Below are 22,272 nucleotides of genomic sequence, written 5' to 3'. Positions count from 1 at the left end.
TTCGCGAACATGGCCCTCCGGGGGTCAGTCGCGGGCGAGGCGGAGGGCGATGCCGTCGAGGATGTCGTGCTCGCTGACGACGACCTCGTCGAGGTCGAAGGCGTCCATCACCACCCGCAGGATCAGCGAGCCGGCGCCGATGACGTCGACCCGGCCGGGGTGCATGACCGGGTACGCGGCCCGCTTGGCCCGGGTCGCGGTGAGCAGCCCCGCGGCGACGGAGCGGACGGCGGCGACGGGGACGCGCGAGCCGTGGATGGCGTCGGGGTCGTAGGCGGGCAGCCCGAGCGCCAGCGCCGCGACGGTGGTGACCGTGCCCGCCACCCCCACCAGCGTCGCCGTCTCCCCCACCGGGACCTCGGCGGCGACCAGCGCCAGCGCGGCCCGGATGTCGGCCTCGGCGCCCTGCACCTCGTCGGGCGGCGGCGGGTCGCTGCGCAGGTGCCGCTCGGTGAGCCGGACGCAGCCGATGTCGACCGACCGCGCGGCGCGCACGCCCCCGGCGTCGCCGAGCACGAACTCCGTGGACCCGCCGCCGATGTCGACCACCAGGTACGGCGCCGTGATCCCGGTCAGCGACGCGGTCGCGCCGAGGAAGGACAGCCCGGCCTCCTCCACCCCGGGAACGACGTCGGGCAGCTGCCCGAGGGTGGTGAGCACCATCTGCTCGAAGTCGGCCCGGTTGGCGGCGTCCCGGCTGGCGCTGGTGGCCACCATCCGCACCCGCTCGGCGCCCAGCTCGCGGGCCTGGGCGGCGTACTCGGCCAGCACCAGCCGGGTGCGCTCGATCGCCTCGGGCGCCAGCCGGCCGGTGGCGTCGACGCCCTGGCCGAGCCGGACGACCTCCATCCGGCGCAGCAGGTCGGTGGCCGGGCCCTCGGGCGGCACGTCGGCGACCAGCAGCCGGATCGAGTTGGTGCCGCAGTCGATGGCGGCGACCCTCATCGCACGTCCTCCGGGTCGTGTGGGGCGGGTTGGGTGGGTCCAGGAGACTGGGCGCACGGGCCGGCGGCCCACCACTCCCCCATCTCGGCGACCGCGCGGTCACCGATGGGGTTCACGCCGGGGCCCGCGGCGAGCGCGTGGCCGGCGAGCGCGTGCAGGCACTTGACCCGGTCGGGCATGCCGCCGGCGGTGGCCCGGGTGGGCAGCACGTCGCGGGCGTCGCGGGTGGCCAGGAAGCTCTCGTGCGCGGCGAGGTAGGCGGCGGCGAGCTCCGGGTCGGTGCCCAGCTCCTCCTGCCACTCCCGCATCCGGCCGGCGGACTCCAGCCGGCTGGCCGCCGCGGTCGCCCGCGGGCAGGTCAGGTAGTACAGCGTCGGGAACGGCGTGCCGTCCTCCAGCCGCGGTGAGGTCTCGACGACGTCGGGCTGACCGCACGGGCAGCGGTGCGCCACCCCGACCAGTGCGCGCGGCGGGCGGCCGAGCTGGCGGGCGATGACGGCGCGCTCGTCGGCGGTCACCGGCGGGGACGGCGGGGCCACCACCGGCCCGGGTCCGTCGGGGCCGGCCACGTCTCCGCTCGCACGCTCGCTCACCCCCCGAGTCTGCGGGACGCCGGCCCGACGGCGCACACGACCCCTCGTCCGAGCCCCTCGCAGGGACCCGCGCCCGGCCCCCGTGCAGGGTCCCGCCGCGAGTGGCAGGACCCCGTCCTGCTCATCCCTGGCACGCTCGGGACGAGCCCCGGGACGGGCCGGGGGCGAGGGTCCTTCAGCCGTCGGCGGCGGCGACCGAGCCCAGCAGCGCCTCGTACCAGGGCAGCGGGGCGCCGGGGTCGGGGACGTCGGCGGGCGCCTCGGCCTGGTCACCGGGGTCGCCGGCGTCACCGACGATGACCAGCCGGCTGCCCGGGGGCACGAGGGTGAGCCGCTCGCGGGCCTGCTGCTCGATGTAGGCGGGGTCGGCGCGCTGGTCCAGCTGCGCCTGCAGGTCGGCCGCGCGCTGCGACAGCGCGGCCTGCTCGGCGGCCAGCTCGGCCAGCTCCTGGCGGCCGGCGACGTACTGCCGCAACGGCCCGGCCAGGGTCAGCGCCAGCAGCAGCACCATCGCGGCGAGCAGCACGGCGCGGCCGGTGAAGCGTGGGCCGCGGGAGACGGGCGCGGTGCGGGCCGGGCTGCGGGTGGTGCGCCGGCCCGGGCGGCTGTCGGCCGCACCGCGGGAGCCTGCCCGCACCGGCCGCGACGCGGTCCGGCGGCGGGTGCCACCGGACCGCGCGCGACGGGTGCGGGCAGAGCTCATGCGCAGGTCAGCCCTGGCGGGCGGCCAGGCGCGGGAACGCGGCGGCGCCGGCGTAGCGCGCGGCGTCGTCCAGCTCCTCCTCGATGCGGAGCAGCTGGTTGTACTTGGCCACCCGCTCGCTGCGGGCCGGGGCACCGGTCTTGATCTGACCGCAGTCGGTGGCCACGGCGAGGTCGGCGATCGTGGTGTCCTCGGTCTCGCCCGAGCGGTGGCTCATCATGCTGCGGTAGCCGTTGCGGTGGGCCAGGTTGACCGCGTCGAGGGTCTCGGTGAGCGTGCCGATCTGGTTGACCTTCACCAGCAGCGCGTTGGCCGCACCCCGGGCGATGCCGTCGGCCAGCCGGGTGGGGTTGGTGACGAACAGGTCGTCGCCGACGAGCTGCACGCGGTTGCCCAGGGCGGCGGTCATGGCGACCCAGCCGTCCCAGTCCTCCTCGTCCAGCGGGTCCTCGATCGACACGATCGGGTAGGCGTCGACCAGGCCGGTGTAGTACTCGACGAGCTGGTCGGAGGTCTTCGTGGAGCCCTCGAAGGCGTAGCCCTCGGCGCTGTGGAACTCGCTGGCGGCGACGTCCAGGGCGAAGGCGACGTCGGTGCCGACGGTGTAGCCGGCGTTCTGCACGGCCTCGACGATGAGGTCGAGGGCGTCGCGGTTGCTGGGCAGCGACGGGGCGAAGCCGCCCTCGTCGCCCAGGCCGGTGGACAGCCCGCGCTTCTTCAGCACGGCCTTGAGCGCGTGGTAGGTCTCGGTGCCGACCTGCAGCGCCTCGGCGAAGGAGGCCGCCCCGATCGGGGCGATCATGAACTCCTGGACGTCGACGTTGCTGTCGGCGTGGGCGCCGCCGTTGACGATGTTCATCATCGGCACGGGGAGCAGGTGCGCCGACGGGCCGCCGACGTAGCGGAACAGCGGCAGGCCGGAGGACTCCGCGGCGGCCTTGGCGACGGCGAGGCTGACGCCGAGGATCGCGTTGGCGCCCAGGCGGGACTTGTCGGGGGTGCCGTCGAGGTCGATGAGCCGCTGGTCGACCAGCCGCTGCTCGGAGGCCTCGAAGCCCACGAGCTCGGGGCCGATGACGTCCAGGACGCCGTCGACGGCCTGGGTCACGCCCTTGCCCCCGTAGCGGGTGCCGCCGTCGCGCAGCTCCACCGCCTCGAAGGCTCCGGTGGACGCACCGCTGGGCACGGCGGCCCGGGTGATCGTCCCGTCGTCGAGGGCGACCTCGACCTCGACGGTGGGGTTGCCTCGTGAGTCGAGGATCTCTCGGGCGCCTACGGCTTCGATGCTGGCCACGGTCCGCAGCCTAACCAGCCCGGCGGGCCCACGGACACACCGCGCCGGAACTGCCCGCCTGGGACCATGACCGGCGATGACGCCGCCCGCTCCCCCTCCCGCACCACGACCGCACCGCCGCGCCGTCCGCCAGCTGCGGCTGGGCCTGGTGCCGGTGCTGGTCGTCGGACTGCTGCTGCTGGTCGCGCTCGGGGTGCGGCTCGGGCCGGTGCGGGAGCCGCTGGCCGCGGCGGGCGCGACCGCCACGGCCACGGTGACCGCGACGGGGACGGCGCCCGACGGCCGCGGGCTGGAGGTCTCCTTCCCCGACGCGGCCGGCGCGCAGCGCACCGGGCTGGTCGAGCTGCCCCGGCCGCTGCCCGTGCCGGTGGGCGCGCGGCTGACCGTGCGGTACGACCCGTCGGCGCCGGCCGGCACCCGGGCGCTGGTGCACACCGACGGGGACGCCGCGCACGCCGCCGTCCGCGACGTCGTCTTCGGGCTGGTGCTGGTGGCGCTCGTGCTGCTGGTGGTCACCGGGCTGACGCTGGCCCGGCTGCTCGGCCGGCCGCGGCTGCGCGGCCGCCCGGTGACGACGGTGCCGGCCACCCACCTGGTGGTCGCCCAGGGCCTGCTGGTGCGCAGCTGGCTGGAGCTGGAGACGCCGGCGGGACGGCGCTGGCTGCCCGTGCACTGGGCCCCGGAGCTGGACCGGCTGCCGGCCGGGAGCCGGGTGACCGTGCACGGCGACCCGGCCCGCAGCCGCCTCGTGCTGCCGGTGCTCGACGGCGCGGAGGTGTGGCCCTCGGGCCGGCTGCGCGGCAGGGAGCCCCGCGGGCAGGTGCGGCAGGCCGCCGTCGTCCCGGACGCCGTCGAGCTGGGGATGGCGCGGCAGGCGCGGGCCGACGGCGTCCTGCCCTTCCTCGCCCCGGTGCTCGGGCTGCTGTGGGCCTACGTCGACGGCAGTGGGGTGCTGGGCTTCCTGGCCGCGAGCGCGCTGTCGGCGGGGGTGCTGTTCTGGCTCCCCCAGCTGCTGGGCTCCGACCCCCGCGCCACCTCTCAGGGCTGAGCCGGCTCCTCCCGCGACTCGGCGGTGTTGCGGGACCGCTCGGCCAGCTCCTCGGGGCTGGGGCCGGCGAACGCCTTGGACCGCTCCCGGGCCTCGACGCTGCCGGTGAACAGCCCGGCGTTCGGCGAGCTGACGGCGTCCGGGGCCCCCGGCGCCGGGGCGGTGAGGACGCGCTCGACGCCGAACCCGCCGACGCCCTCGGTGCGCACCCGCGGCAGCGAGGCGCCGTGCTCGCGCTGCAGCCACACGACCAGCGCCTCGCGGACCTGGCAGCGCAGGTCGAACAGCGTCGGCCCGTCCTTGGCGCTGACCAGGACGCGGACCCGGATCACCGAGCCGACCGCGTCGGTCACCTGCAGCACCTTGACCCGCTCGTCCCACAGGTTGTTCTCGTCGAGCATGCGGTCCAGGGCGGCGCGCATCTCGTCGAACGGCGTCGTCCAGTCGACGTCGATCTCGATCGAGCCCAGGACGGCGGACTCGGTGCGGGTCCAGTTCTGGAAGGGCGTCGTCGTGAAGTACGTCGAGGGGAGCACCAGCCGCCGGTCGTCCCAGACGTGGACGACGACGTAGGTCAGGGTGATCTCCTCGATCCGCCCCCACTCCTCCTGCACGACCACGACGTCGTCGACCCGGATGGCGTCGGTGAACGCCAACTGCAGCCCGGCGATGACGTTGGCCAGCGAGGTCTGCGCGGCCAGGCCCGCCACGACGGACAGCACCCCCGCGCTGGCCAGGATCGACGTCCCGGCCGCCCGCGCCGCGGGGAAGGTCAGCAGCATCCCGGCGATCGCGAGCAGGGCGAGCACCGCGACGGTCAGCCGGCGCACCAGCGTCACCTGGGTGCGCACCCGGCGGGCGTGCCGGTTGTCGACCACGTCGACGTCGTAGCGGGCCAGCGCGAGGTCCTCGACCACGAACGCGGCCACCGCGACCAGCCAGGCCACCACCGCGATCAGCGCCAGCCCCAGCACCCGGACGACGACGTTGCGCCACTCCCCCACACCGGTCGCCGAGTCCAGCACGACGGTGACCGCGATGAGCACCAGCAGCACCCGCAGCGGACGGCGGCCGCGCCGGGTGAGGTCGGCGCCCGCGGCGCTGTGGCCGGCGACGCGGCGCACCACGAGGCCGATGCCCACCGCGACGATCCAGGCGGCCAGCGCGGCGCCGGCCACGACCAGGAGCAGCAGCCAGGTCGACTGCGGGAGCACCTCGGAGACGGCGTCCTCGGCGGCGAGCAGGGTCGGGGAGGGCACGGGCATGCGGCAGCAGCTCCTGGCGGGTGGCGGGGACGGGACGACCGGGCACGCCGTTGGCCGGAGCCCTCCACGCTAGGTGCGACTGCTGTGCCCGACCGCCGTCCCGGCCGTGTGTTCACCCACAGCCGGGCGCGCCTCAGGTCGAGCGGGCGTGCGCGGCGGCGTCCAGGGCGTCGGCATAGCGGCGGACGGCGGCGCGCAGCGCGTCCTCGGCGTCCCAGCCGCGCTGCCGGGCGGCGACGACGGTGCCCAGCAGCTGCTCGCCCAGCTCGGCCGGGTCCGCGGCGGTCAGCTCGGCCGCGGGCGGGGTGGGCAGCCCGGCGCGGGCGGCGCGGCCGGCGAGCGCGGCGCCCCACGAGGTGGCCGGCTGGGAGCGGGAGACGCCCTCGGTGGGCGATCGGCGCTGCTTCTCGGCCTTCTTGATCTCGTCCCAGCCGGCCTCGACCGCAGCGACGTCCCGGGGCCCGGCGTCGGCGAACACGTGCGGGTGCCGGCGCACGAGCTTGTCGACCAGCTCGCCGGCCACGTCGTCGATGTCGAACGGCTGCCCGAACGGCGCCTCCTGGGCGACCCGGGCGTGGAAGACCACCTGCAGCAGCACGTCGCCGAGCTCCTCGCGCATCCCCACCGGGTCCCCGTCGACGATCGCGTCGTAGGCCTCGTGCGCCTCCTCCAGCAGGTAGCCGCGCAGCGAGGCGTGGGTCTGCTCGGCGTCCCAGGGGCAGCCGCCGGGCGAGCGCAGCCGGTCCATCACCGCGACGACGTCCAGCAGCCGGGCGCCGGGCGGCTCGGGCGCCCCGGCCACGACGTCGGCGCCCTCGGGCACCTCGGCCGGGGTCAGCAGGCAGACCGCGCCGGCGGGCACCTCGGTCACGGCCGCGAGGTCGGTGACCGCCGTCCCGGCCGCGCGCAGCGCCTCCGCGGTGGCGGCCGCGCCGGGCAGGGCGACCAGCCGGTCGGTGGCGGTGACCGCCTGCCAGCCGGCCGGGCCCAGCAGTCCGGGCAGGTGCGGGCTGACGGTGACGAAGGTGGGGGTCGGCACGCCGCCAGTCTCCCCCGGCCCGGCGCTCCGCCGTCCTACCGCACCAGCGTCTGTCCTCCCTCACCAACGCTGCTGCGGGAGGACAGACGGTGATCAGGTGACCTGATCACCGTCTGGGAGCGCGGGTGCGTCAGCTGGCGACGGCGACGGGCTGGGCGAGGACGGCGGACAGCAGGCCGTGCAGCTTCTCCAGCAGGGCGACGTCGCGCAGCGGCGTGCGGCGGTCGGGCCCGACGGGGACCTTGATCGAGACGGTGCGCACCGCCTCCTTGTAGCTGGCCCCCTCGGCCAGCCGGGACAGCTTCATCACCTGCGACTCGCGCAGCTCCACCGGCCCGACGCGGACGTTGCGCCCCTGCATCGACACCTCGGTGACCCCCAGCGCCCGCATCGCCGCGCGGAACCGGGCCACGGCGAGCAGGTTGAGCACCGGGTCGGGCGCGGGGCCGTAGCGGTCGGTGAGCTCGTCGAGCACGGCCTGCGCCTGGTCGTCGTCCTGCACCGAGGCGACCTTGCGGTAGGCCTCCATCCGCAGCCGCTCGCCGGGCACGTAGTCGTGCGGCAGGTGCGCGTCGACCGGCAGGTCGACCCGGACGTCGGCCGGCTCCACCGCCGGGGACTCCCCCGTGGCCTGGGCGCGGTAGTCGCTGACCGCCTCGCCGACCAGCCGCACGTAGAGGTCGAAGCCGACCCCGGCGATGTGCCCGGACTGCTCACCGCCCAGCAGGTTGCCCGAGCCGCGGATCTCCAGGTCCTTCATCGCCACCGCCATGCCGGCCCCGAGGTCGGTGTTGTTGGCGATGGTGGTCAGCCGGTCGACCGAGGTCTCGGTCAGCGGCCGCGTCGGGTCGTAGGTGAAGTAGGCGTAGGCGCGCTCGCGGCCACGGCCGACCCGGCCGCGGATCTGGTGCAGCTGGGAGAGGCCGAACATGTCGGCCCGGTCGACGATCAGGGTGTTGGCGTTGGGGATGTCCAGGCCCGACTCCACGATCGTGGTGGCGATCAGGACGTCGTACTCCTTCTCCCAGAAGCCGACCATGATCTTCTCGAGCTCGTGCTCCTTCATCTGCCCGTGGCCCACGGCGATGCGGGCCTCGGGCACCAGGTTGCGGATCTTGGCCGCGGCCTTGTCGATCGACTGCACCCGGTTGTGGATGACGAACACCTGGCCGTCGCGCAGCAGCTCGCGGCGGATGGCGGCGGCCATCTGCTTGTCCTCCCAGGCGCCGACGTAGGTCAGCACCGGGTGCCGCTCCTCGGGCGGGGTGAGGATCGTCGACATCTCGCGGATGCCGGTGAGGCTCATCTCCAAGGTGCGCGGGATCGGGGTGGCCGACATCGACAGGACGTCGACCGCCGTCCGCATCGTCTTCAGGTACTCCTTGTGCTCGACGCCGAAGCGCTGCTCCTCGTCGACGATCACCAGCCCGAGGTCCTTGAACCGGGTGGTGGGCTGCAGCAGCCGGTGCGTGCCGACCAGGATGTCGACCTCGCCGTCGGCGAGCTTGCGCAGCGTCTCGTTGGACTCGGTCGTCGACTGGAACCGCGACAGCACCGCGACGGTGACCGGGAACTGGGCCATCCGCTCGGAGAACGTCTTGAAGTGCTGGTTCGCGAGCAGCGTCGTCGGCACGAGGACGGCGACCTGCTTGCCGTCCTGCACCGCCTTGAACGCCGCGCGGATGGCGATCTCGGTCTTGCCGTAGCCGACGTCGCCGCAGATGATCCGGTCCATCGGCACGGGCTGGCGCATGTCGGCCTTGACCTCGTCGATCGCGGCCAGCTGGTCGGGGGTCTCCTGGAACGGGAAGGCGTCCTCGAGCTCGCGCTGCCAGACGGTGTCCGGGCCGAACGCGTGGCCCTTGCTGGCCATCCGCGCCGAGTAGAGCCGGATCAGCTCCGCGGCGATCTGCTTGACCGCCTTGCGCGCCTGGCTCTTGGTCTTCTGCCAGTCCGCACCGCCGAGCTTGGACAGCGCCGGGGCCTCGCCGCCGACGTAGCGGGTGAGCTGGTCGAGGGCGTCGGTGGGCACGAAGAGGCGGTCCGGCGGCTGGTTCCGCTTGCCCGGGGCGTACTCGACGATGAGGTAGTCGCGCTGGCCGCCGTGCACGGTGCGGCTGACCATCTCCACGTACCGGCCGATGCCGTGCTGCTCGTGCACCACCAGGTCACCGGGCTGCAGCTGCACCAGGTCCACGGCGTTGCGCCGGCGGGCCGGCATCTTGGTGGCGTCCTTCATCGAGGTGCCGCGCTGGCCGGTGAGGTCGCCCTCGGTCAGCAGCGCCAGCCCGACCGACGGGAAGGCGAAGCCGGCCTCCAGGTCGCCCTGGGTGACGAACGGGGCCCCGGCGGTCGGGACCTCCTCGATCCCGGGGACGAGGCGGGCCCCCAGGTCGGCCTCGGTGAGCTGGTCGGCGGCGCGCTGGGCGGGGCCGGGGCCGGCGAAGGTCAGCGCCACCCGCCAGCCCTCGCGGCCCCAGCTGCGCAGCTGGTCGAAGGCGCGCGCCTGGTCACCGTGGAACCGCTCGACGCCGGTGGCCCCCAGCGTCACGTGCTGGTCGTCGTCCTCCGCTGCGAGGGTGAAGGTGCCGGTGGTCCACCAGGACAGGCCGCGGCCGCGGGCGGCGTCCTCGACGTCGCCGAGGTCCTGGAAGGAGGAGGCGCCCAGGTCGATCGGGGCCTGGCCGGCCTCGGCGGCGGTCTGCCAGGAGGCGGCGAGGAACTCCTCGGCGGTGCGCACCAGGTCCGCAGCACGGCTGCGCACCCGCTCGGGGTCGCAGACCAGCACGTGCGTGCCGGCCGGGACCAGGTCGGTGAGCAGCTGCATCGCCTCGCCGCCGATCAGCGCCGGGATGAGGGACTCCATGCCCTCGACGGCGATGCCCTCGGCCAGCTTGCCGGCGACCTCGGCCAGCTCGGGGTGGTCGACCGCCAGCTGGACGGCGCGGGCGCGCACCTCGTCGGTGAGCAGCAGCTCGCGGCACGGCGGGGCCCACAGCCGCTCGGGGCGTGCGTCCAGGGAGCGCTGGTCGGCGGCCGAGAAGTAGCGCAGCTCGTCGACCTCGTCGCCCCAGAACTCCACGCGCACCGGGTGCTGCTCGGTGGGCGGGAAGACGTCGAGCAGGCCACCGCGGACGGCGAACTCCCCGCGCTTCTCGACCAGCTCGACCCGCACGTAGGCGGCGTCGGACAGCGCCTGCGCCACGTCGTCGAGCTCGGCGGCCTGGCCCGGCGCCAGCTCGACCGGCACCAGGTCGCCCAGGCCGGGGGCCAGCGGCTGCAGCACGCTGCGCACCGGGGCGACGAGCACGTCGATGCCGCCACCTCGGCCGGGGTGGCTCAGGTCGCGCAGCACGGCCAGCCGGCGGCCGACGGTGTCGGCGCGGGGGCTCAGCCGCTCGTGCGGCAGCGTCTCCCACGCCGGGAACACCTCGACCCGGGAGTCGGGCACGAAGCAGCGCAGCACCGCCGCGAGCGCGTCGGCGTCCCGCTCGCCCGCGGTCACGACCAGCACCGGGACGGCGGCGCCCCCGGGACGGCGGGCCGCCAGCGCGGCGGCCACCAGCGGCTGGACCGACGGCGGGGCGGTGACCGCCAGCTGGGCCGACCCCGCGTGCTGCACCACCGAGGCCATGCCGGGGTCGGTCAGGACGACGTCGAGCACGCCGCGCAAGCTCACGACAGGAGACTCCTGGTTCTGGGGCCGCACACGGCGCGCCGGGTGCGCGCGGGGGCCGAGTCCCAGGTTAACCCGCTGTCGGGAGCCCCGCGGCTCGCCGGGAGGAGACCCCCGTGACCCTGCGGGAGCCGGTCAGACGAGGACGGCGGCACCCGCGGGACGGGCGGCGTCCAGGCTGGCCAGCGCCTTGCGCAGCAGCGTGGAGGAGGTGTGCATCGTGTACGGGAAGTAGTGCACGGCCACGCCCACGGCGGCGAAGTCGGCCTCGAGCTTGTCGCCCTTGGCGGTGCCCCGCCAGTCGTCGCCCTTGAAGATCACGTCGAACTGCACCTCGCGCCAGGTGTCGATCTTGTCCGGCACGACCTCGGCGTGGACGTCGTCCACGAAACGCAGGTTGCGCACGATCTCCAGGCGCTCGGCCAGCGGCACCACCGGCAGCCGGCCCTTGGTCAGCAGCAGCATCTCGTCGGAGACGACCCCGGCGACGAGGCGGTCGCAGTGCTCGGCGGCGTGCCGGAGGATGTTCAGGTGCCCCACGTGGAAGAGGTCGTAGGCCCCTGGTGCGTACCCGACGACGGTCACGGTCTGCCTCCTGGTGTGGCGAGCCAGCCGCCCCGACGAACCGTCACTGTGCGTGTCGACGTCCAGGCCAGCCTTAGTTGGAGTGGCGCTTGCAGCATCGACGCTACGGCCATCCAGTCACTCCGCGTGAGAAAGGACGGGTGACGTCACCCGGTCAGGAGGACGTTGCACCCAGCTGGGTGACGGAGGTCAGCGCAGCGCGGTGACCAGCCGGCCGACGGCCTCGGTGATCGTCGCGATGGCCTCCGCGTACACCGCCGGCGCCTGGCGGTAGGGGTCGGGCACCTCGAGGGCCGCCCCGTGGAGCGAGGCGACACCACGGTGTGCCGGTGCCAGCCGGGGCAGCGCGCGCAGCCGGTCGGCGATGCCGGTTCCCACGTCCTCCGGCCACCCCACCGAGGCGACGGCCTCCGCGACGGCGGCCGCCTCGCGGAGCAGGAAGGTGCGGCGCACGGCACCGGGCGCCAGGCGGACGACCGCCCCCCGGTGCTCCCTGGTCATCACCAGCACGAGGTCCGCAGCCTCGAGGAGGCCGGCGGTGAGCTGTCGGGCAGCGAAGCCGCTCACGTCCGCCCCCGCCGCAGCGACCAGCGCCGCCATCGGCGGGTCGACGGGAGCGTCGACGAGCGCGCCGGTGCCCGCACTGGCCACGGTGATCCCCGGAGCCAGCGGGGCGAGCCGGGCGGTCAACAGCCGCTCGGCGGCCGGCGACCGGCAGACGTTGCCGGTGCAGACCGTGAGGACAGTGGTCATCGACGGGCCCTCGCGAGGGCCGGCACCGCGGTCAGCGCGCTTCGCCCCGGGCGTTGCCCGGGCCCCTGCCCGCGCCGACCGGGCGCCGGGGACCGGGGGCCGGGGTCGGCGAGGACCCCGGGCGGCGTGCCGCGGGCACGGTGGCGGCGGACGGCTGGGCCGGGAGGACGGGCCCGGCCTGCCGGCCGGGCCGGCGTCCGCGCAGGCGAGCGGCGAGCCGGGTCCGTCGCGAGTGCGTGAGGACCGGGAGCTCGTAGCTGCCGTACCCGCGCGTGGTCGCCTGGTCGTGCGGCGAGAGCATGTTGAGCACCACCCCCAGCAGCCGGGCCTCGACCCGCTGCAGCGACTCCAGGGCCTCGGCGAACTGGGCCTTGCGCACCGTGCGGCTGCCGGCGACCAGGACGACACCGTCCACGTGCCGGGCCAGCAGCTGCGCGTCGGTCACCGGCAGCAGCGGCGGAGCGTCCCACACGACGACGTCGTACCGGGTGCTCAGCTCGGCGGCCAGGGACGCCATGGCCGGCGAGGACAGCAGCTCGGCCGGGTTGGGGGGGACGACGCCGGAGGTGAGCACGTGCAGACCGTGCGGCCCCCACTCCTGCACGACGTCGTCGAAGGCCGCCCGACCGACGAGGACCGTCGACAGTCCCGCGTCCCCCTCCACGGCCAGCCGATCGGCCACGGTCGGGCGGCGCAGGTCCGCGTCGACGAGCAGGACCCGGGCGGAGACCTCGGCCAGCGCCAGCGACAGGTTCAGCGCCACGGTCGACTTGCCCTCCGCCGGGAGCGAGGAGGTGACGACCGCCGAGAGGGGGCGCCCGCCGAGCTGCAGGAACTGGATGTTGGTCCGCAGCGTCCGGTACAGCTCGGCCTGCGGGCTGCGCGGGGAGTCCTCCAGCACCAGCCCGGAGGCGGAGGCGGCGTCCAGCGTCAGGTTCCCCAGCACCGGCGCCGCGGTGAGCGCACGCAGCTGCCGGGTGCCGCGCACCCGGGTGTCCAGCGCCTCGCGGAGCAGGGCCAGCAGCACGCCGAGCACGATGCCCAGCAGCAGCCCGGCGGTGGTGTTGAGCGCGGTGTCGGGCGAGGACGGAGAGGTGGGCACCTCCGCCGGCGCGACCACGGTGCTGCGCACGGTGGCGTTGTCATCGGCGCTGCGGGGTGCGACCTCGGCCACCGCGGCCTGCAGCTGGGTGGCGACGGCCCCGGCGATGCGGGCGGCCTGCACGGGCGAGGGGTCGGTGACCGACAGCTCGAGGACGACGGTGTCGCTGGGCGCGCTGACCTCGACCTGCCGGGCGAGGTCGCCCACGTCGCCGGGGAGCCCGAGCTCGGTGACGACGGGGGCGAGCACGGTGTGCGTGTCCGCGAGGGTCGCGTAGGAGGCCATCTGCGCCTGGGTGAAGGTGGCACCCTGGGCCAGCTCGTTGGCGGAGTCGCCGTTCTGCAGGGAGAAGAACAGGCTCGCCGTCGACGTGTAGACCGGCGTCGCCAGCGCGCTGAGGGTGGCCGCGGCCAGGGTCGCCAGCACGACCGGTGCCAGGACCGACCGCCAGCGTCGCCGCAGCACCTCGATGTAGTCGCGCAGCTCCACGCTCGTCCCCCTAGTCATGCTCCCCGACACCCCGACCATGGGGTGCCGATCCGGACCTTATCGGGCAGAAGTGCAGGTCGGAGCCGGGTTCACCCCCATGGGGTAGGCACCGCCAGCCCCGCCGGAGCAGCAGACCCGGCGGGCGGCGCGGCGGTCTCGCTGCGGCGCACGGCGTGGGCGCAGACGGCGAGTCCGCCGACCAGGAAGACCATCGTGGAGTACTGGGTGATCAGCGCGACGGTGGCCAAGGCGGGCAGCTGCGCCACGAGCGCGACGGTCGGCGCCGTCGCCCGCCGGGTGAGGACGGCGGCCGTGGCCAGAGCCAGCAGGAGCAGCACGGCGACGAGGGAGACCCAGCCGTAGGTGAGGCCCTGCAGGAGGAGGGCGCTGTCGATGGAGCGGAACGACCCGAACCAGACGTCGCCGGTCACCGACCGGTGGAAGACGGAGGACAGGCCCAGGGCGCGCATGTCGCCGACCAGGTCGAGCAGGTCACCACGGTAGGCGGCGCTGTTGCTCGCCTCGTCGCCGGCAGCGGTGAAGACCCGGGTGACCAGCGGCAGCACCGCGACCCCGACCACGGCGACCGAACCCGCGAGCAGCAGGCGGAGCCGGGAGGGCACTTCGGCGAGCACCAGGACCGACAGGACGATCCCCAGCACGGTGCAGACCAGGCCGATCCGGCTGAAGGTGACCACCACCCCGGCGACCATGAGGAGCACCATGCCCAGCCGGACGCCGAGCCGGAAGGAGGACGCCAGCGTCATGGGCACGGCCATGGACAGGGCGGCGCCCAGTGCGATCGAGTGGCCGAAGGCGCCCTCGGCCCGGGCCACGCCGCCGCGTTCCTGGATCGGACCCCAGACCGCGTACTGGTCGGCGGCACCGGGCAGCAGCACGAAGGGGTTGAACCCGGTCAGGTACTCCGCCACGGCGAGCGCGGCCACCACCGTGAACACGAGGGCGACGGCCCGCAGGCACCACTCGTAGCCCGCCCGCCCGGGCAGCAGCCGGCCCACGAGGAAGGCGCCCAGCCACTGGACCAGCACCACGAACACGCTGCTCAGCGTGGCCCGGCCGGCTGCCAGCGGCGCCAGGGAGGCCAGCACGAACAGGGCCAGCAGGACGTCGGCAGCGATCGGGCGCACGGCCCACCGGCCCGCCCCCGGCAGCACGGTGGCCAGCACGACCAGCCCGACGAGCACCTGCGGCTCCAGGAACACCCGGACCGTGGTCCCCGCCCACACCGGCACGAAGGCCAGCACGGCGAGGTAGACGCCGAAGGCCAGCCGGGGCCAACGCCGCAGCACGACGACGGCCAGCACCCCCAGTGCGAGGGCGAGCAGGCCGAGCAGCCGGCGGTCCAGGCCGATCAGGTCGGTCACGTCCCACCCTCCAGCACGCTCGGTCACCCCGGACCGGCAGCAAGGGCGCGGTCCGGGCGCGCCCCGACCGGGGTGCGGCGGGCGAACTGTAGGGCGCACGGAGGGCCGGTGACCTCCCGACGGGGACGGTCTCCCCCGGTCGGGTGGGGCCGCCCGCGAGCCGCCCGGGCCGGGGAGGTCGCGGTGGGAGGATCGGCCGGCCACCGGCAGGCCGGTGGAGACCCGATGAGGAGGAGGTGCGCGTGGACCGCCCACTCGTCGTCCTGCAGTCGTTCCCGACGCCCCGCCCGACCACCAACCCCTACATCGTGATGCTGGGGCAGAGCCTCGCCGCGACACCGGGCGTGGAGCTGCTCACCTTCACCTGGCGGCGGTTCCTGCTCGGCCGCTTCGACGTCTTCCACGCGCACTGGCCCGAGATCCTGGTGTCCGGGCAGAGCCCCCTCAAGGCGCTGGTCCGGCAGCTGCTGTTCCTGGTCGCGCTGGTGCGGCTGCGGCTCACCCGGCGGCCGCTCGTGCGCACGGTGCACAACCTGGAACTGCCCCAGGGGATCAGCCGCCGGGAGACCGCCCTGCTCCGGCTCGCCGACCGGTGGACGACCCTGCGGATCCGGATCAACGAATCGACCGGCGCCGTCGACGACGAGCCGGTCGAGACGATCGTGCACGGGCACTACCGCGACTGGTTCGCCGCGCACCCGCGCAGCGAGGTGGTGAGCGGGCGGCTGACGTTCTTCGGTCAGGTCCGGCGCTACAAGAACGTCGACCGGCTGCTCGAGGTCTTCGCCGCGACCGGTGACCTCGGACAGCCGCTGAGCCTGCGTGTGATCGGGCGACCGACGAGCGAGGAGCTCGCCGCCGAGCTGCGGGCCGCCGTCGACCCGGCCGACCCGCGCATCTCGCTGGACCTGGACTTCGTGGCCGACCCGCAGCTGGTCGCCGAGGTGTCGGCGGCGGAGCTCGTCGTGCTCCCGTACCGGGAGATGCACAACTCCGGCAGCACGCTCACCGCACTGTCGCTGGACCGGCCGGTGCTGGTGCCCGACAACGCGGTCAACCGCGCCCTCGGCGAGGAGGTCGGGGGCGGCTGGGTGCTGCGCTACCCCGGTCCGTTCACCGCCGACAGCCTGCTCGATGCGCTGCGGACCCTGCGTGCCACGCCACCGGCCGGCCGGCCGGACCTGCACCGCCGCGAGTGGGACGGGGCCGGGCTCGCGCACCTGGCCGCCTACCGGCGGGCGGTGGACGCCCTCCGGCGGACACCGGCCTGACCGGCCGCGCCAGAGGCCTGCACGACGGCCTGCGGGACGGCCCGGGTGGCCGGCGTCAGCGCCGGAACCGGGCCGTCCGCACCAGCTCACCGGTGACGAGAGCATCGCCCAGCGAGCGGGCCACCAGCCCCTGCGCGGCGTAGTCGTCCAGGACGGCGCCGATCAGCTCGCCGCGGTCCAGGATCGGCGCGGGCCCGTCGTCCACCCCGTCGGCCGGACCGGCGAACCCGTCGTGAGCCAGCACGATGGCACCGCGGCCGATCCCCCGCTGCGCCGCCCGGCGACGCTCCTCGGTGCTGATGTCCCGCCAGTCCCACGTCGTCGGCCCCCACAGCACGGGGGTGAGCCCGGCCCGGGTGACGGCCCGCCAGGTCCGCACGGTCTGCCGGCCGTAGGGCGGCCGGGACCAGCGGACCGGGCGGCCGGTGCGGTCCTCCAGCTCGGCCCGGCCGTCGGCGGTGCGGCGGGTCACCTCCGCGGACGACAGGTCGGTCAGGGCCCTGTGGTCGACCCCGTGCAGTCCGATCTCGTGCCCGGCGGCCACCACGTCGGCCAGCAGCTGCGGGTGGCGCCGGACCCGGCCGAGCAGCACGAAGAAGGTCGCGGTGGCCCCCCGCTCCGCCAGGGCGGTGAGCACCCGGTCGGTGCCCCCCGGCTCGGGGCCGTCGTCGAAGGTCAGCACGACGTGCGGTGCCGACGTCCGGACGGCGACGACCGACCCCACCACCGACCCCGCGGCGACGGCCAGCCCGCGGGCCAGGGGGCGGGTGGTGCGGCGGGCCAGCGTGCCCAGCGGCCGTGCGCTCACGCGGTCACCGCCGTGGTCCCCGGTGCGCCGGCGGTCGGCGCGGCCGGCAGTCGCGCCCCGGCCAGCCGCAGCCTGCGCTCCCCCGGTCGGGCGTACTCCAGGTAGACGATCCCGAGCACCGCGCACAGCATCCCGGCGCCGCGCAGCGACGTCCGCAGCCCGCGCGCCTGGTGCCGGTGAGACCGTCCGGCCGTGCCCCAGGCCCAGCGGAGTGCACCGCCGCAGAGCCGGAGCAGGCCGCGGCCGGCGCCGCGGACGCGGAGGGCGGTGCGAGCCGTGGGCCCACCGGCCAGCCGGAGGTCGGTGAGCATGGAGGCGTTGCCATGGCTCCAGGCGCGGGTCAGCACCCAGCGGCGGGTCATCCGCTGGGCGGGCACCTGGTCGACCGCGGCCGACTCGTCGCACCAGACGATCCGGCCACCGGTGCGCACCAGCGCGCGGCTGAACAGGGTGTCCTCGCCACCGCTGAGGCCCAGGCCGGTCTCGAAGCGCAGCCCGCGCTCCCGGACCTGCTGGACGTCGAGCATGAGGTTGCCCGCGGCGGCCGTGCCGACCTCCGTACCGGTGGGCAGGCTGCGCCGGCGGAAGAACTCCCCCGCGGCCACCCACGGGTCCAGTTCCTCCTGGAACGCGGCCAGCACGCGGCCGGAGACCGCAGCGGGCCGCGTCTCCTCCCAGGTGCGGACCAGGTTGTCCAGCCACCCGGGCAGCGGCAGCTCGTCGTCGTCGATCATGGCCAGCAGCTGCGACCCCGCCGCCTCGTCCAGCGCCCGGTTGCGCACCGCGGCGATGCCCGGTCGCGGCTCTGCGGCGTAGCGGAGCTGCGGCACGGGGAACTCGGCGACCGTCGCGGCGGCGCTGCCGGCCGGGTCGTTGTCCACCACGAGCACGTCGACGGCGTACCGGCCGCCGGGCACCCCCAGCTCGGCCGCCTGCTCCAGGAGCAGCGGCAGGAGGGCGCGCAGGTCGTCGGGCCGGCGGAAGGTGGGCACACCCACCGTCACGCGGACGACGTCGGTGGTGCCGGTCGTGGTGCTCATCGGTCCAGCTCCTCGTCCTGGGGACTCCCCGGCCGCGACCGGCGACCGGCCACGGCTGCTGTCTCTGCTGCCACACGCGCCTGGTAGGTCTCCGGAGCGTGCCGGCGGTGGGCCTCCGCGGAGTCGCGCAGCGCTGCGGCCCGGTGCTCCGGCCAGGCGGCCATCACCCGGCTCACGGCATCGGCCCAGACCGCCGGGTCGCCGGGTGCCACGGCCTGGGCGGACTCGTAGCCGGCGACCGCCTCGCGCAGCCCGCTGGTAGCGCTGACCACGACCGGACGGGCGGCCAGCACGGCCTCCACGGCGGTGTTGCCGAAGGGCTCGTCGACCACGGAGGGGACCAGGACCACGTCGGCATCGGCCAGCTCGGACCAGATGTCGGGCCGGAACCCCAGGAGGTTCACCCGGTCGGTCAGCCCGAGGCGGCGCACCGTGTCCTGCAGTTCCGCCTCGAACCACTCGTAGCCCTCGAACACCGAGCCGAGGAGCCCGAGGCGCGCGTCCACGCCGCGCTCGAGCAGCTCGGCCAGCGCGGCGACGGCGACCTGGGGTCCCTTGCGCGGAGACAGCCGCCCCACGAAGAGGAGCCGGACCGGTCCGGTGAGATCCGTCCGAGCGGGGCTCACCTCTGCGGGTCCGGGCACACCGTTGAGGACGACGACGGCCCGACGCTGCACCCGGGGCGCGACGTCGGCGAGCACGGCCAGGCTGAAGCCGCTGTTGACCAGCACGCGGTCGGCCAGCCGGGGCGCGGAAGACATCGCCTGGCGCAGCAGCCGGGGGGCCGAGGACTCCGCCTCGTGCACGTGGCAGAGCGCCGGGCGCCGCAGCAGCCTGGCCAGCACCACCCAGGAGGGGATGGTGATCGTGTTGACGAGGACGACGTCGCTGTCGTGGACCAGCCGGACGGCGGCCGGCAACCCGGCGACCGCGTCGGCCACCAGCCGGAGGGCGCCGACCGGACGCAGCGCCGACTTGCGCAGCACCGGCATCCGGCAGGTCACGACCCGCGCACCCCGCCCCCGGAGCATGGCGACCAGCGGTCCGTCCCCGGGGAGCGCCACGGTCACCGGGTGGCCGGCCGCGACCAGGGCGGTCACCGACTCCAGCACGACCCGGTCCGACCCGTACAGCTCGGCTCCCGGGTGCACCACGAGCACAGCCGGCCGGTGGTCGGCCGCCGGCGCGGCGGGTCGCCGGCGGACGAGGGCGGCGAGCGCCAGCCCCACCCCCTCGGCGCTGCCCCGCACGGTGGCCCGCAACGGCCGGGTGGAGTGCAGCAACTGGCGGCGTCCGCCCCGGAGCAGGATCTCGCGGCTGACCGCCGGCGTGCGGACCAGCCACCGGAGCACGTCCCGCCGAGGGAGGTTGCGCGCCGCGAACAGCAGCCGGTTGCGGCAGTTGTAGCGGTAGTAGGTGGCCGACTTCGCCCGCCCGCGCTGAGCTCCCTGCGTCCCGCCCTCGTCGTGGCGGACGGTCAGGTCGGCGCGCAGCACGAGGTGCCCACCGGCGAGCTGGGCGCGGTGGCTGAGGTCGACGTCCTCCCAGTAGAGGAAGTAGTCGTCGGCGAAACCGCCGAGCCGGTCGACCAGCGCCGAGTGGACCACCAGGCAGGCGCCGGTCAGCCAGTCGGTCCAGCCGGCCGGGGGGACGGCGGGGTCGTCGTCCCGGTGGCTGCGGATGCGCCCGTCGCGCAGGTCCAGCCGGGACCCGCGGAAGACCAGCGCACCGGCGGAGTCGACGATGCGCGGGGCGATCAGGGCCAGCGGGTCCCGCAGGCTGTGCTCCCGCAACGCGTCGAGGACCTCCTGGGAGATCACCGCGTCGGGGTTGAGGCACAGGAAGGTGACGCAGCCTGCCGAGCGGGCGGCCGCGATGCCCTCGTTGACGCCTGCTCCGAACCCGGGGTTGTCCGGTCGCGGCACCAGCAGCCAGCCGTGCTCGGCGCAGAGGAGACGGACCACCTCCTGCTCGTCCGCGGACGGGGAGTTGTCCACGATGACGACCAGGTCGTCCGGGCCGCCCAGGCCCCGGTCGGCGACGTTGGCCCGGAGCAGCGACGACGCCTCGAAGTTGACGACGACCACGCCCATCCTGGGCGCCCGTGCCGTGGTGCCGACGGCTGCGGAGACGGTGGCCGCGGCGCTCATCGTCCGGCTCCCGACACGGCGAGCTCCGGCGTGGCGGTGACGGCGGGACCGGCGTCCCGGAGTCGCCGGCGCACGTACCAGGCGTTGGCGGTCAACTCGAACACCACCACCGACAGCAGCGAGCCGACCACCGGGCCGGGCGCTCCCCAGCGCTCGGTGAGGACCCAGGACAGACCGAGGTTGGCCGCGGCCATCAGGACGACCATGCCGGCCTGGAAGCGCAGCCCGGCGGCGTCGGTGAGGTACATGCCCAGGGGGTACTTGGCCGCCTGCACCACCATGAGCGCCGCGAAGGCGACCACCAGGGGCGCGTCCAGTGAGATCCTCCCGCCGGAGGCGACCTCGGCCAGCCAGGGCGACAGCAGGGCCACCCCGCCGGCGAGCACGACACCGGCCCCGGCGAACGCCGCGGCCATCGGGAACGGCGATGCGGACGACCGGTCAGCGCGGGCCCGGGCGAAGACCGGCCAGAGGGCCAGCCCGGCGGCGTTGACCACGGACCAGACGGGGACGAACATCTGCGCCGCCAGGTTGTACTGGGCCAGGTCGGCGTCGCCCCGCAGGTGGCTGAGCAGCAGCCGGTCGCTCTGCATCGCCAGCGGGACGGCGACCATCACCACGAGCATCGGCCAGGCCACGCCGAGGACCGGTCCGCCGCGCTCCGTGCGCAGCCGGGGGGCGGCACGCAGCGCCTGGCCGAACACCGGGGCGGTCGACCGGGCGGCGAGCCAGGTGCAGATCAGAGCGAGGACGAGGGTCACCGCGTACGGGACCACGGGGAAGACGCCGCCGGCCGGGAGCCCGGTCCACACCAGCGCGAGCAGCACGAGCAGCACCACCGGGGTCAGCAGACCCTGCACGGCGATCGCCACGTGGTTGCGGCCGAGGCCCACGAGGACCCGCTGGCCGATGCCGACGGGGATGCCGAGGGCGATGAGCAGCAGGCAACCCGCTACGACGGCCGGCCCCGGACCGGGGAGCAGCCCGTCGCCGAGCAGAGCCGGCCACAGTCCCAGGACCGACACCGCCACGGTGAGCAGCGCCAGCACCAGGGCCGAGGCCACCAGGACGCGCAGCGCCGTGACGAGGGTGCGCCGGACGGCGTCGTCGGAGGCGGGGTGGGCCGAGGAGGACACGGCGTTCATGACCGCGGCGGCCATCCCCAGGTCGGCGAAGGGCAGCAGCGCCCCGAGTCCGACCAGCAGGCCGTACTGGGCATAGGCAGCCGGCCCGTAGTCGTCGATCAGCAGCCGGGTGACGACGATGCCGAGCACCGCGGACACGGGGAGCACGAGCAGGCGCGCTCCGCCGCCGCGCAGCACCCCGGCCCAGGGTCTGGTGAGCACGCCGTCGTCGGGCTTGCCGGGCATCGGTCGCTGTCCCCTCGAACGCTCCTGCGGGGGTCCCTGGTGGGACCGCCTCGTCCGCGAGGACCTGATGGCCTGCACGAACGGGTCCTGCGGAGACGAGCATGGCCCGGGACGGAGCGCCCCGGGCCATGCTCGTGCGATCGGTCACCCCATGGGGGTGGCCTGCGGTGCGGTGCCGGCGGCACCGGCCCAGAAGTCGTCCAGGTGCAGGACGACCGGGGCCACGGTGGCGCTGCCCGACAGGTAGGTCGACAGGCCCACCCCACCGGCGGACTGCAGTGCCGCGGTGGTGTCGGTGGCGGTCAGCTGCCAGGCCGCGGGCTCGGTGCTGCCCTTCACCCACGCCTTGCCCGACAGCGTCGTCGTGCCGTTGCCGGCCACGTCGAAGCGCACGACCAGCACCTGACCGGGGCTGTAGGTGACCCCGCTGAGGGTCACCGACTTCAGCGTGGTCTCCACCCCGTCCACCATCCGCGACAGCTGCAGGGTCACCGCACCGGTGGCCGGGAACCGGACACCCAGCCGGTAGTCCGAGGAGCCCACGTGCCGGGCCGCGGAGTACACGTACAGCCCACCACCGGTGGTGGGCGCGTCCAGGCCCACCGAGAACTGCACCGCGGTGTCCACCGAGGACACCTTGTTGAGGTAGGCCGCCACCGACGAGCCCTTCACCGGCGTCGACAGGTGCCCGGCCCCACCGGAGACCGTCGCGTTCGACGCCCCTCCGCTGACCGTCCACGCCCCACCGGTCTCGGC

At 75.3% G+C, this 22,272-nt stretch carries 17 protein-coding genes and 1 pseudogene; 2 read left to right on the top strand and 16 right to left on the bottom strand.

Annotated features, from left to right (window positions below):
- Positions 1 to 24: 24 nt before the first annotated feature.
- From ACGBYP_RS17205 to eno, 4 genes are all read right to left on the bottom strand, one after another.
- Positions 25 to 945, bottom strand: coding sequence for an exopolyphosphatase (locus ACGBYP_RS17205; protein ID WP_411586027.1), 921 nt, complete (start codon positions 943 to 945; stop codon positions 25 to 27).
- Complete coding sequence (locus tag ACGBYP_RS17200) at positions 942 to 1,538, bottom strand: DUF501 domain-containing protein (protein WP_411586026.1); 597 nt, start codon at positions 1,536 to 1,538, stop codon at positions 942 to 944. Before ACGBYP_RS17200 ends, ACGBYP_RS17205 begins: the two co-directional genes overlap by 4 nt.
- A gap of 175 nt (positions 1,539 to 1,713) precedes the next feature.
- Entirely contained in the window at positions 1,714 to 2,241 is a 528-nt protein-coding gene (locus ACGBYP_RS17195; RefSeq protein WP_411586025.1) for a septum formation initiator family protein, read from the bottom strand.
- 7 nt (positions 2,242 to 2,248) lie between these two features.
- The gene (gene eno / locus ACGBYP_RS17190) at positions 2,249 to 3,535 is read right to left on the bottom strand and encodes a phosphopyruvate hydratase (RefSeq protein ID WP_411586023.1); all 1,287 of its coding nucleotides are present in this window, start codon (positions 3,533 to 3,535) and stop codon (positions 2,249 to 2,251) included.
- Between the two features lie 76 nt (positions 3,536 to 3,611).
- Between eno and ACGBYP_RS17185 the strand changes: the two genes are divergently transcribed.
- Positions 3,612 to 4,583: a hypothetical protein gene (locus ACGBYP_RS17185; protein ID WP_411586021.1), complete on the top strand. Its 972-nt coding sequence runs from the start codon at positions 3,612 to 3,614 to the stop codon at positions 4,581 to 4,583.
- Here the strand turns inward: ACGBYP_RS17185 and ACGBYP_RS17180 are convergent.
- The 7 genes from ACGBYP_RS17180 to ACGBYP_RS17150 all read right to left on the bottom strand — a co-directional run bounded on the left by ACGBYP_RS17180 (position 4,574) and on the right by ACGBYP_RS17150 (position 14,877).
- Positions 4,574 to 5,848, bottom strand: coding sequence for a mechanosensitive ion channel family protein (locus tag ACGBYP_RS17180; protein ID WP_411586019.1), 1,275 nt, complete (start codon positions 5,846 to 5,848; stop codon positions 4,574 to 4,576). The genes ACGBYP_RS17185 and ACGBYP_RS17180 overlap by 10 nt on opposite strands.
- 133 nt (positions 5,849 to 5,981) lie before the next feature.
- Positions 5,982 to 6,887, bottom strand: a complete 906-nt coding sequence (locus tag ACGBYP_RS17175) for a MazG family protein (RefSeq protein WP_411586018.1) — start codon at positions 6,885 to 6,887, stop codon at positions 5,982 to 5,984.
- A gap of 130 nt (positions 6,888 to 7,017) precedes the next feature.
- Positions 7,018 to 10,566, bottom strand: a complete 3,549-nt coding sequence (gene mfd / locus ACGBYP_RS17170; protein WP_411586017.1) for a transcription-repair coupling factor — start codon at positions 10,564 to 10,566, stop codon at positions 7,018 to 7,020.
- A gap of 132 nt (positions 10,567 to 10,698) precedes the next feature.
- On the bottom strand, positions 10,699 to 11,148 hold the full coding sequence (locus tag ACGBYP_RS17165) for an adenylyltransferase/cytidyltransferase family protein (protein WP_411586016.1): 450 nt from the start codon (positions 11,146 to 11,148) through the stop codon (positions 10,699 to 10,701).
- Positions 11,149 to 11,337: 189 nt separating this feature from the next.
- Positions 11,338 to 11,901: a hypothetical protein gene (locus ACGBYP_RS17160; protein WP_411586014.1), complete on the bottom strand. Its 564-nt coding sequence runs from the start codon at positions 11,899 to 11,901 to the stop codon at positions 11,338 to 11,340.
- A gap of 31 nt (positions 11,902 to 11,932) precedes the next feature.
- Positions 11,933 to 13,510: a polysaccharide biosynthesis tyrosine autokinase gene (locus tag ACGBYP_RS17155; RefSeq protein ID WP_411586013.1), complete on the bottom strand. Its 1,578-nt coding sequence runs from the start codon at positions 13,508 to 13,510 to the stop codon at positions 11,933 to 11,935.
- 71 nt (positions 13,511 to 13,581) lie between these two features.
- The gene (locus tag ACGBYP_RS17150; RefSeq protein ID WP_411586012.1) at positions 13,582 to 14,877 is read right to left on the bottom strand and encodes a hypothetical protein; all 1,296 of its coding nucleotides are present in this window, start codon (positions 14,875 to 14,877) and stop codon (positions 13,582 to 13,584) included.
- 242 nt (positions 14,878 to 15,119) lie between these two features.
- Here ACGBYP_RS17150 and ACGBYP_RS17145 point away from each other — a divergent pair, with 242 nt between their 5' ends.
- On the top strand, positions 15,120 to 16,148 hold the full coding sequence (locus ACGBYP_RS17145; protein ID WP_411586010.1) for a glycosyltransferase: 1,029 nt from the start codon (positions 15,120 to 15,122) through the stop codon (positions 16,146 to 16,148).
- 55 nt (positions 16,149 to 16,203) lie between these two features.
- On the opposite strand, the gene ACGBYP_RS17140 is transcribed toward ACGBYP_RS17145, so the two are convergent.
- From ACGBYP_RS17140 to ACGBYP_RS17120, 5 genes and pseudogenes are all read right to left on the bottom strand, one after another.
- Positions 16,204 to 16,956, bottom strand: coding sequence for a polysaccharide deacetylase family protein (locus ACGBYP_RS17140; protein WP_411586009.1), 753 nt, complete (start codon positions 16,954 to 16,956; stop codon positions 16,204 to 16,206).
- Positions 16,953 to 17,996, bottom strand: coding sequence for a glycosyltransferase family 2 protein (locus ACGBYP_RS17135; protein WP_411586007.1), 1,044 nt, complete (start codon positions 17,994 to 17,996; stop codon positions 16,953 to 16,955). Before ACGBYP_RS17135 ends, ACGBYP_RS17140 begins: the two co-directional genes overlap by 4 nt.
- Complete coding sequence (locus tag ACGBYP_RS17130; protein WP_411586006.1) at positions 17,993 to 20,146, bottom strand: glycosyltransferase; 2,154 nt, start codon at positions 20,144 to 20,146, stop codon at positions 17,993 to 17,995. The genes ACGBYP_RS17135 and ACGBYP_RS17130 overlap by 4 nt, the downstream gene beginning before the upstream one ends.
- On the bottom strand, positions 20,143 to 21,516 hold the full coding sequence (locus ACGBYP_RS17125) for a lipopolysaccharide biosynthesis protein (RefSeq protein ID WP_411586004.1): 1,374 nt from the start codon (positions 21,514 to 21,516) through the stop codon (positions 20,143 to 20,145). The genes ACGBYP_RS17130 and ACGBYP_RS17125 overlap by 4 nt, the downstream gene beginning before the upstream one ends.
- Positions 21,517 to 21,660: 144 nt before the next feature.
- A pseudogene (locus tag ACGBYP_RS17120) lies at positions 21,661 to 22,272 on the bottom strand (radical SAM protein); the annotation flags it as partial.

Source organism: Modestobacter sp. SSW1-42, assembly GCF_046635825.1.
GTDB lineage: Bacteria > Actinomycetota > Actinomycetes > Mycobacteriales > Geodermatophilaceae > Modestobacter.
Note: the sequence above shows the minus strand (reverse complement) of the source record. Positions and strands in the feature narration are given on the sequence as shown.

Bases quoted from the DNA above. Each gene is read 5' to 3' on its own strand.
- ACGBYP_RS17185 (WP_411586021.1), top strand. From the start codon at position 3,612: ATGACGCCGCCCGCTCCCCCTCCCGCACCACGACCGCACCGCCGCGCC.
- ACGBYP_RS17130 (WP_411586006.1), bottom strand. From the start codon at position 20,146: ATGAGCGCCGCGGCCACCGTCTCCGCAGCCGTCGGCACCACGGCACGG.
- ACGBYP_RS17180 (WP_411586019.1), bottom strand. From the start codon at position 5,848: ATGCCCGTGCCCTCCCCGACCCTGCTCGCCGCCGAGGACGCCGTCTCC.
- ACGBYP_RS17155 (WP_411586013.1), bottom strand. From the start codon at position 13,510: ATGACTAGGGGGACGAGCGTGGAGCTGCGCGACTACATCGAGGTGCTG.
- ACGBYP_RS17205 (WP_411586027.1), bottom strand. From the start codon at position 945: ATGAGGGTCGCCGCCATCGACTGCGGCACCAACTCGATCCGGCTGCTG.
- ACGBYP_RS17125 (WP_411586004.1), bottom strand. From the start codon at position 21,516: ATGCCCGGCAAGCCCGACGACGGCGTGCTCACCAGACCCTGGGCCGGG.
- ACGBYP_RS17160 (WP_411586014.1), bottom strand. From the start codon at position 11,901: ATGACCACTGTCCTCACGGTCTGCACCGGCAACGTCTGCCGGTCGCCG.
- ACGBYP_RS17135 (WP_411586007.1), bottom strand. From the start codon at position 17,996: ATGAGCACCACGACCGGCACCACCGACGTCGTCCGCGTGACGGTGGGT.
- ACGBYP_RS17195 (WP_411586025.1), bottom strand. From the start codon at position 2,241: ATGAGCTCTGCCCGCACCCGTCGCGCGCGGTCCGGTGGCACCCGCCGC.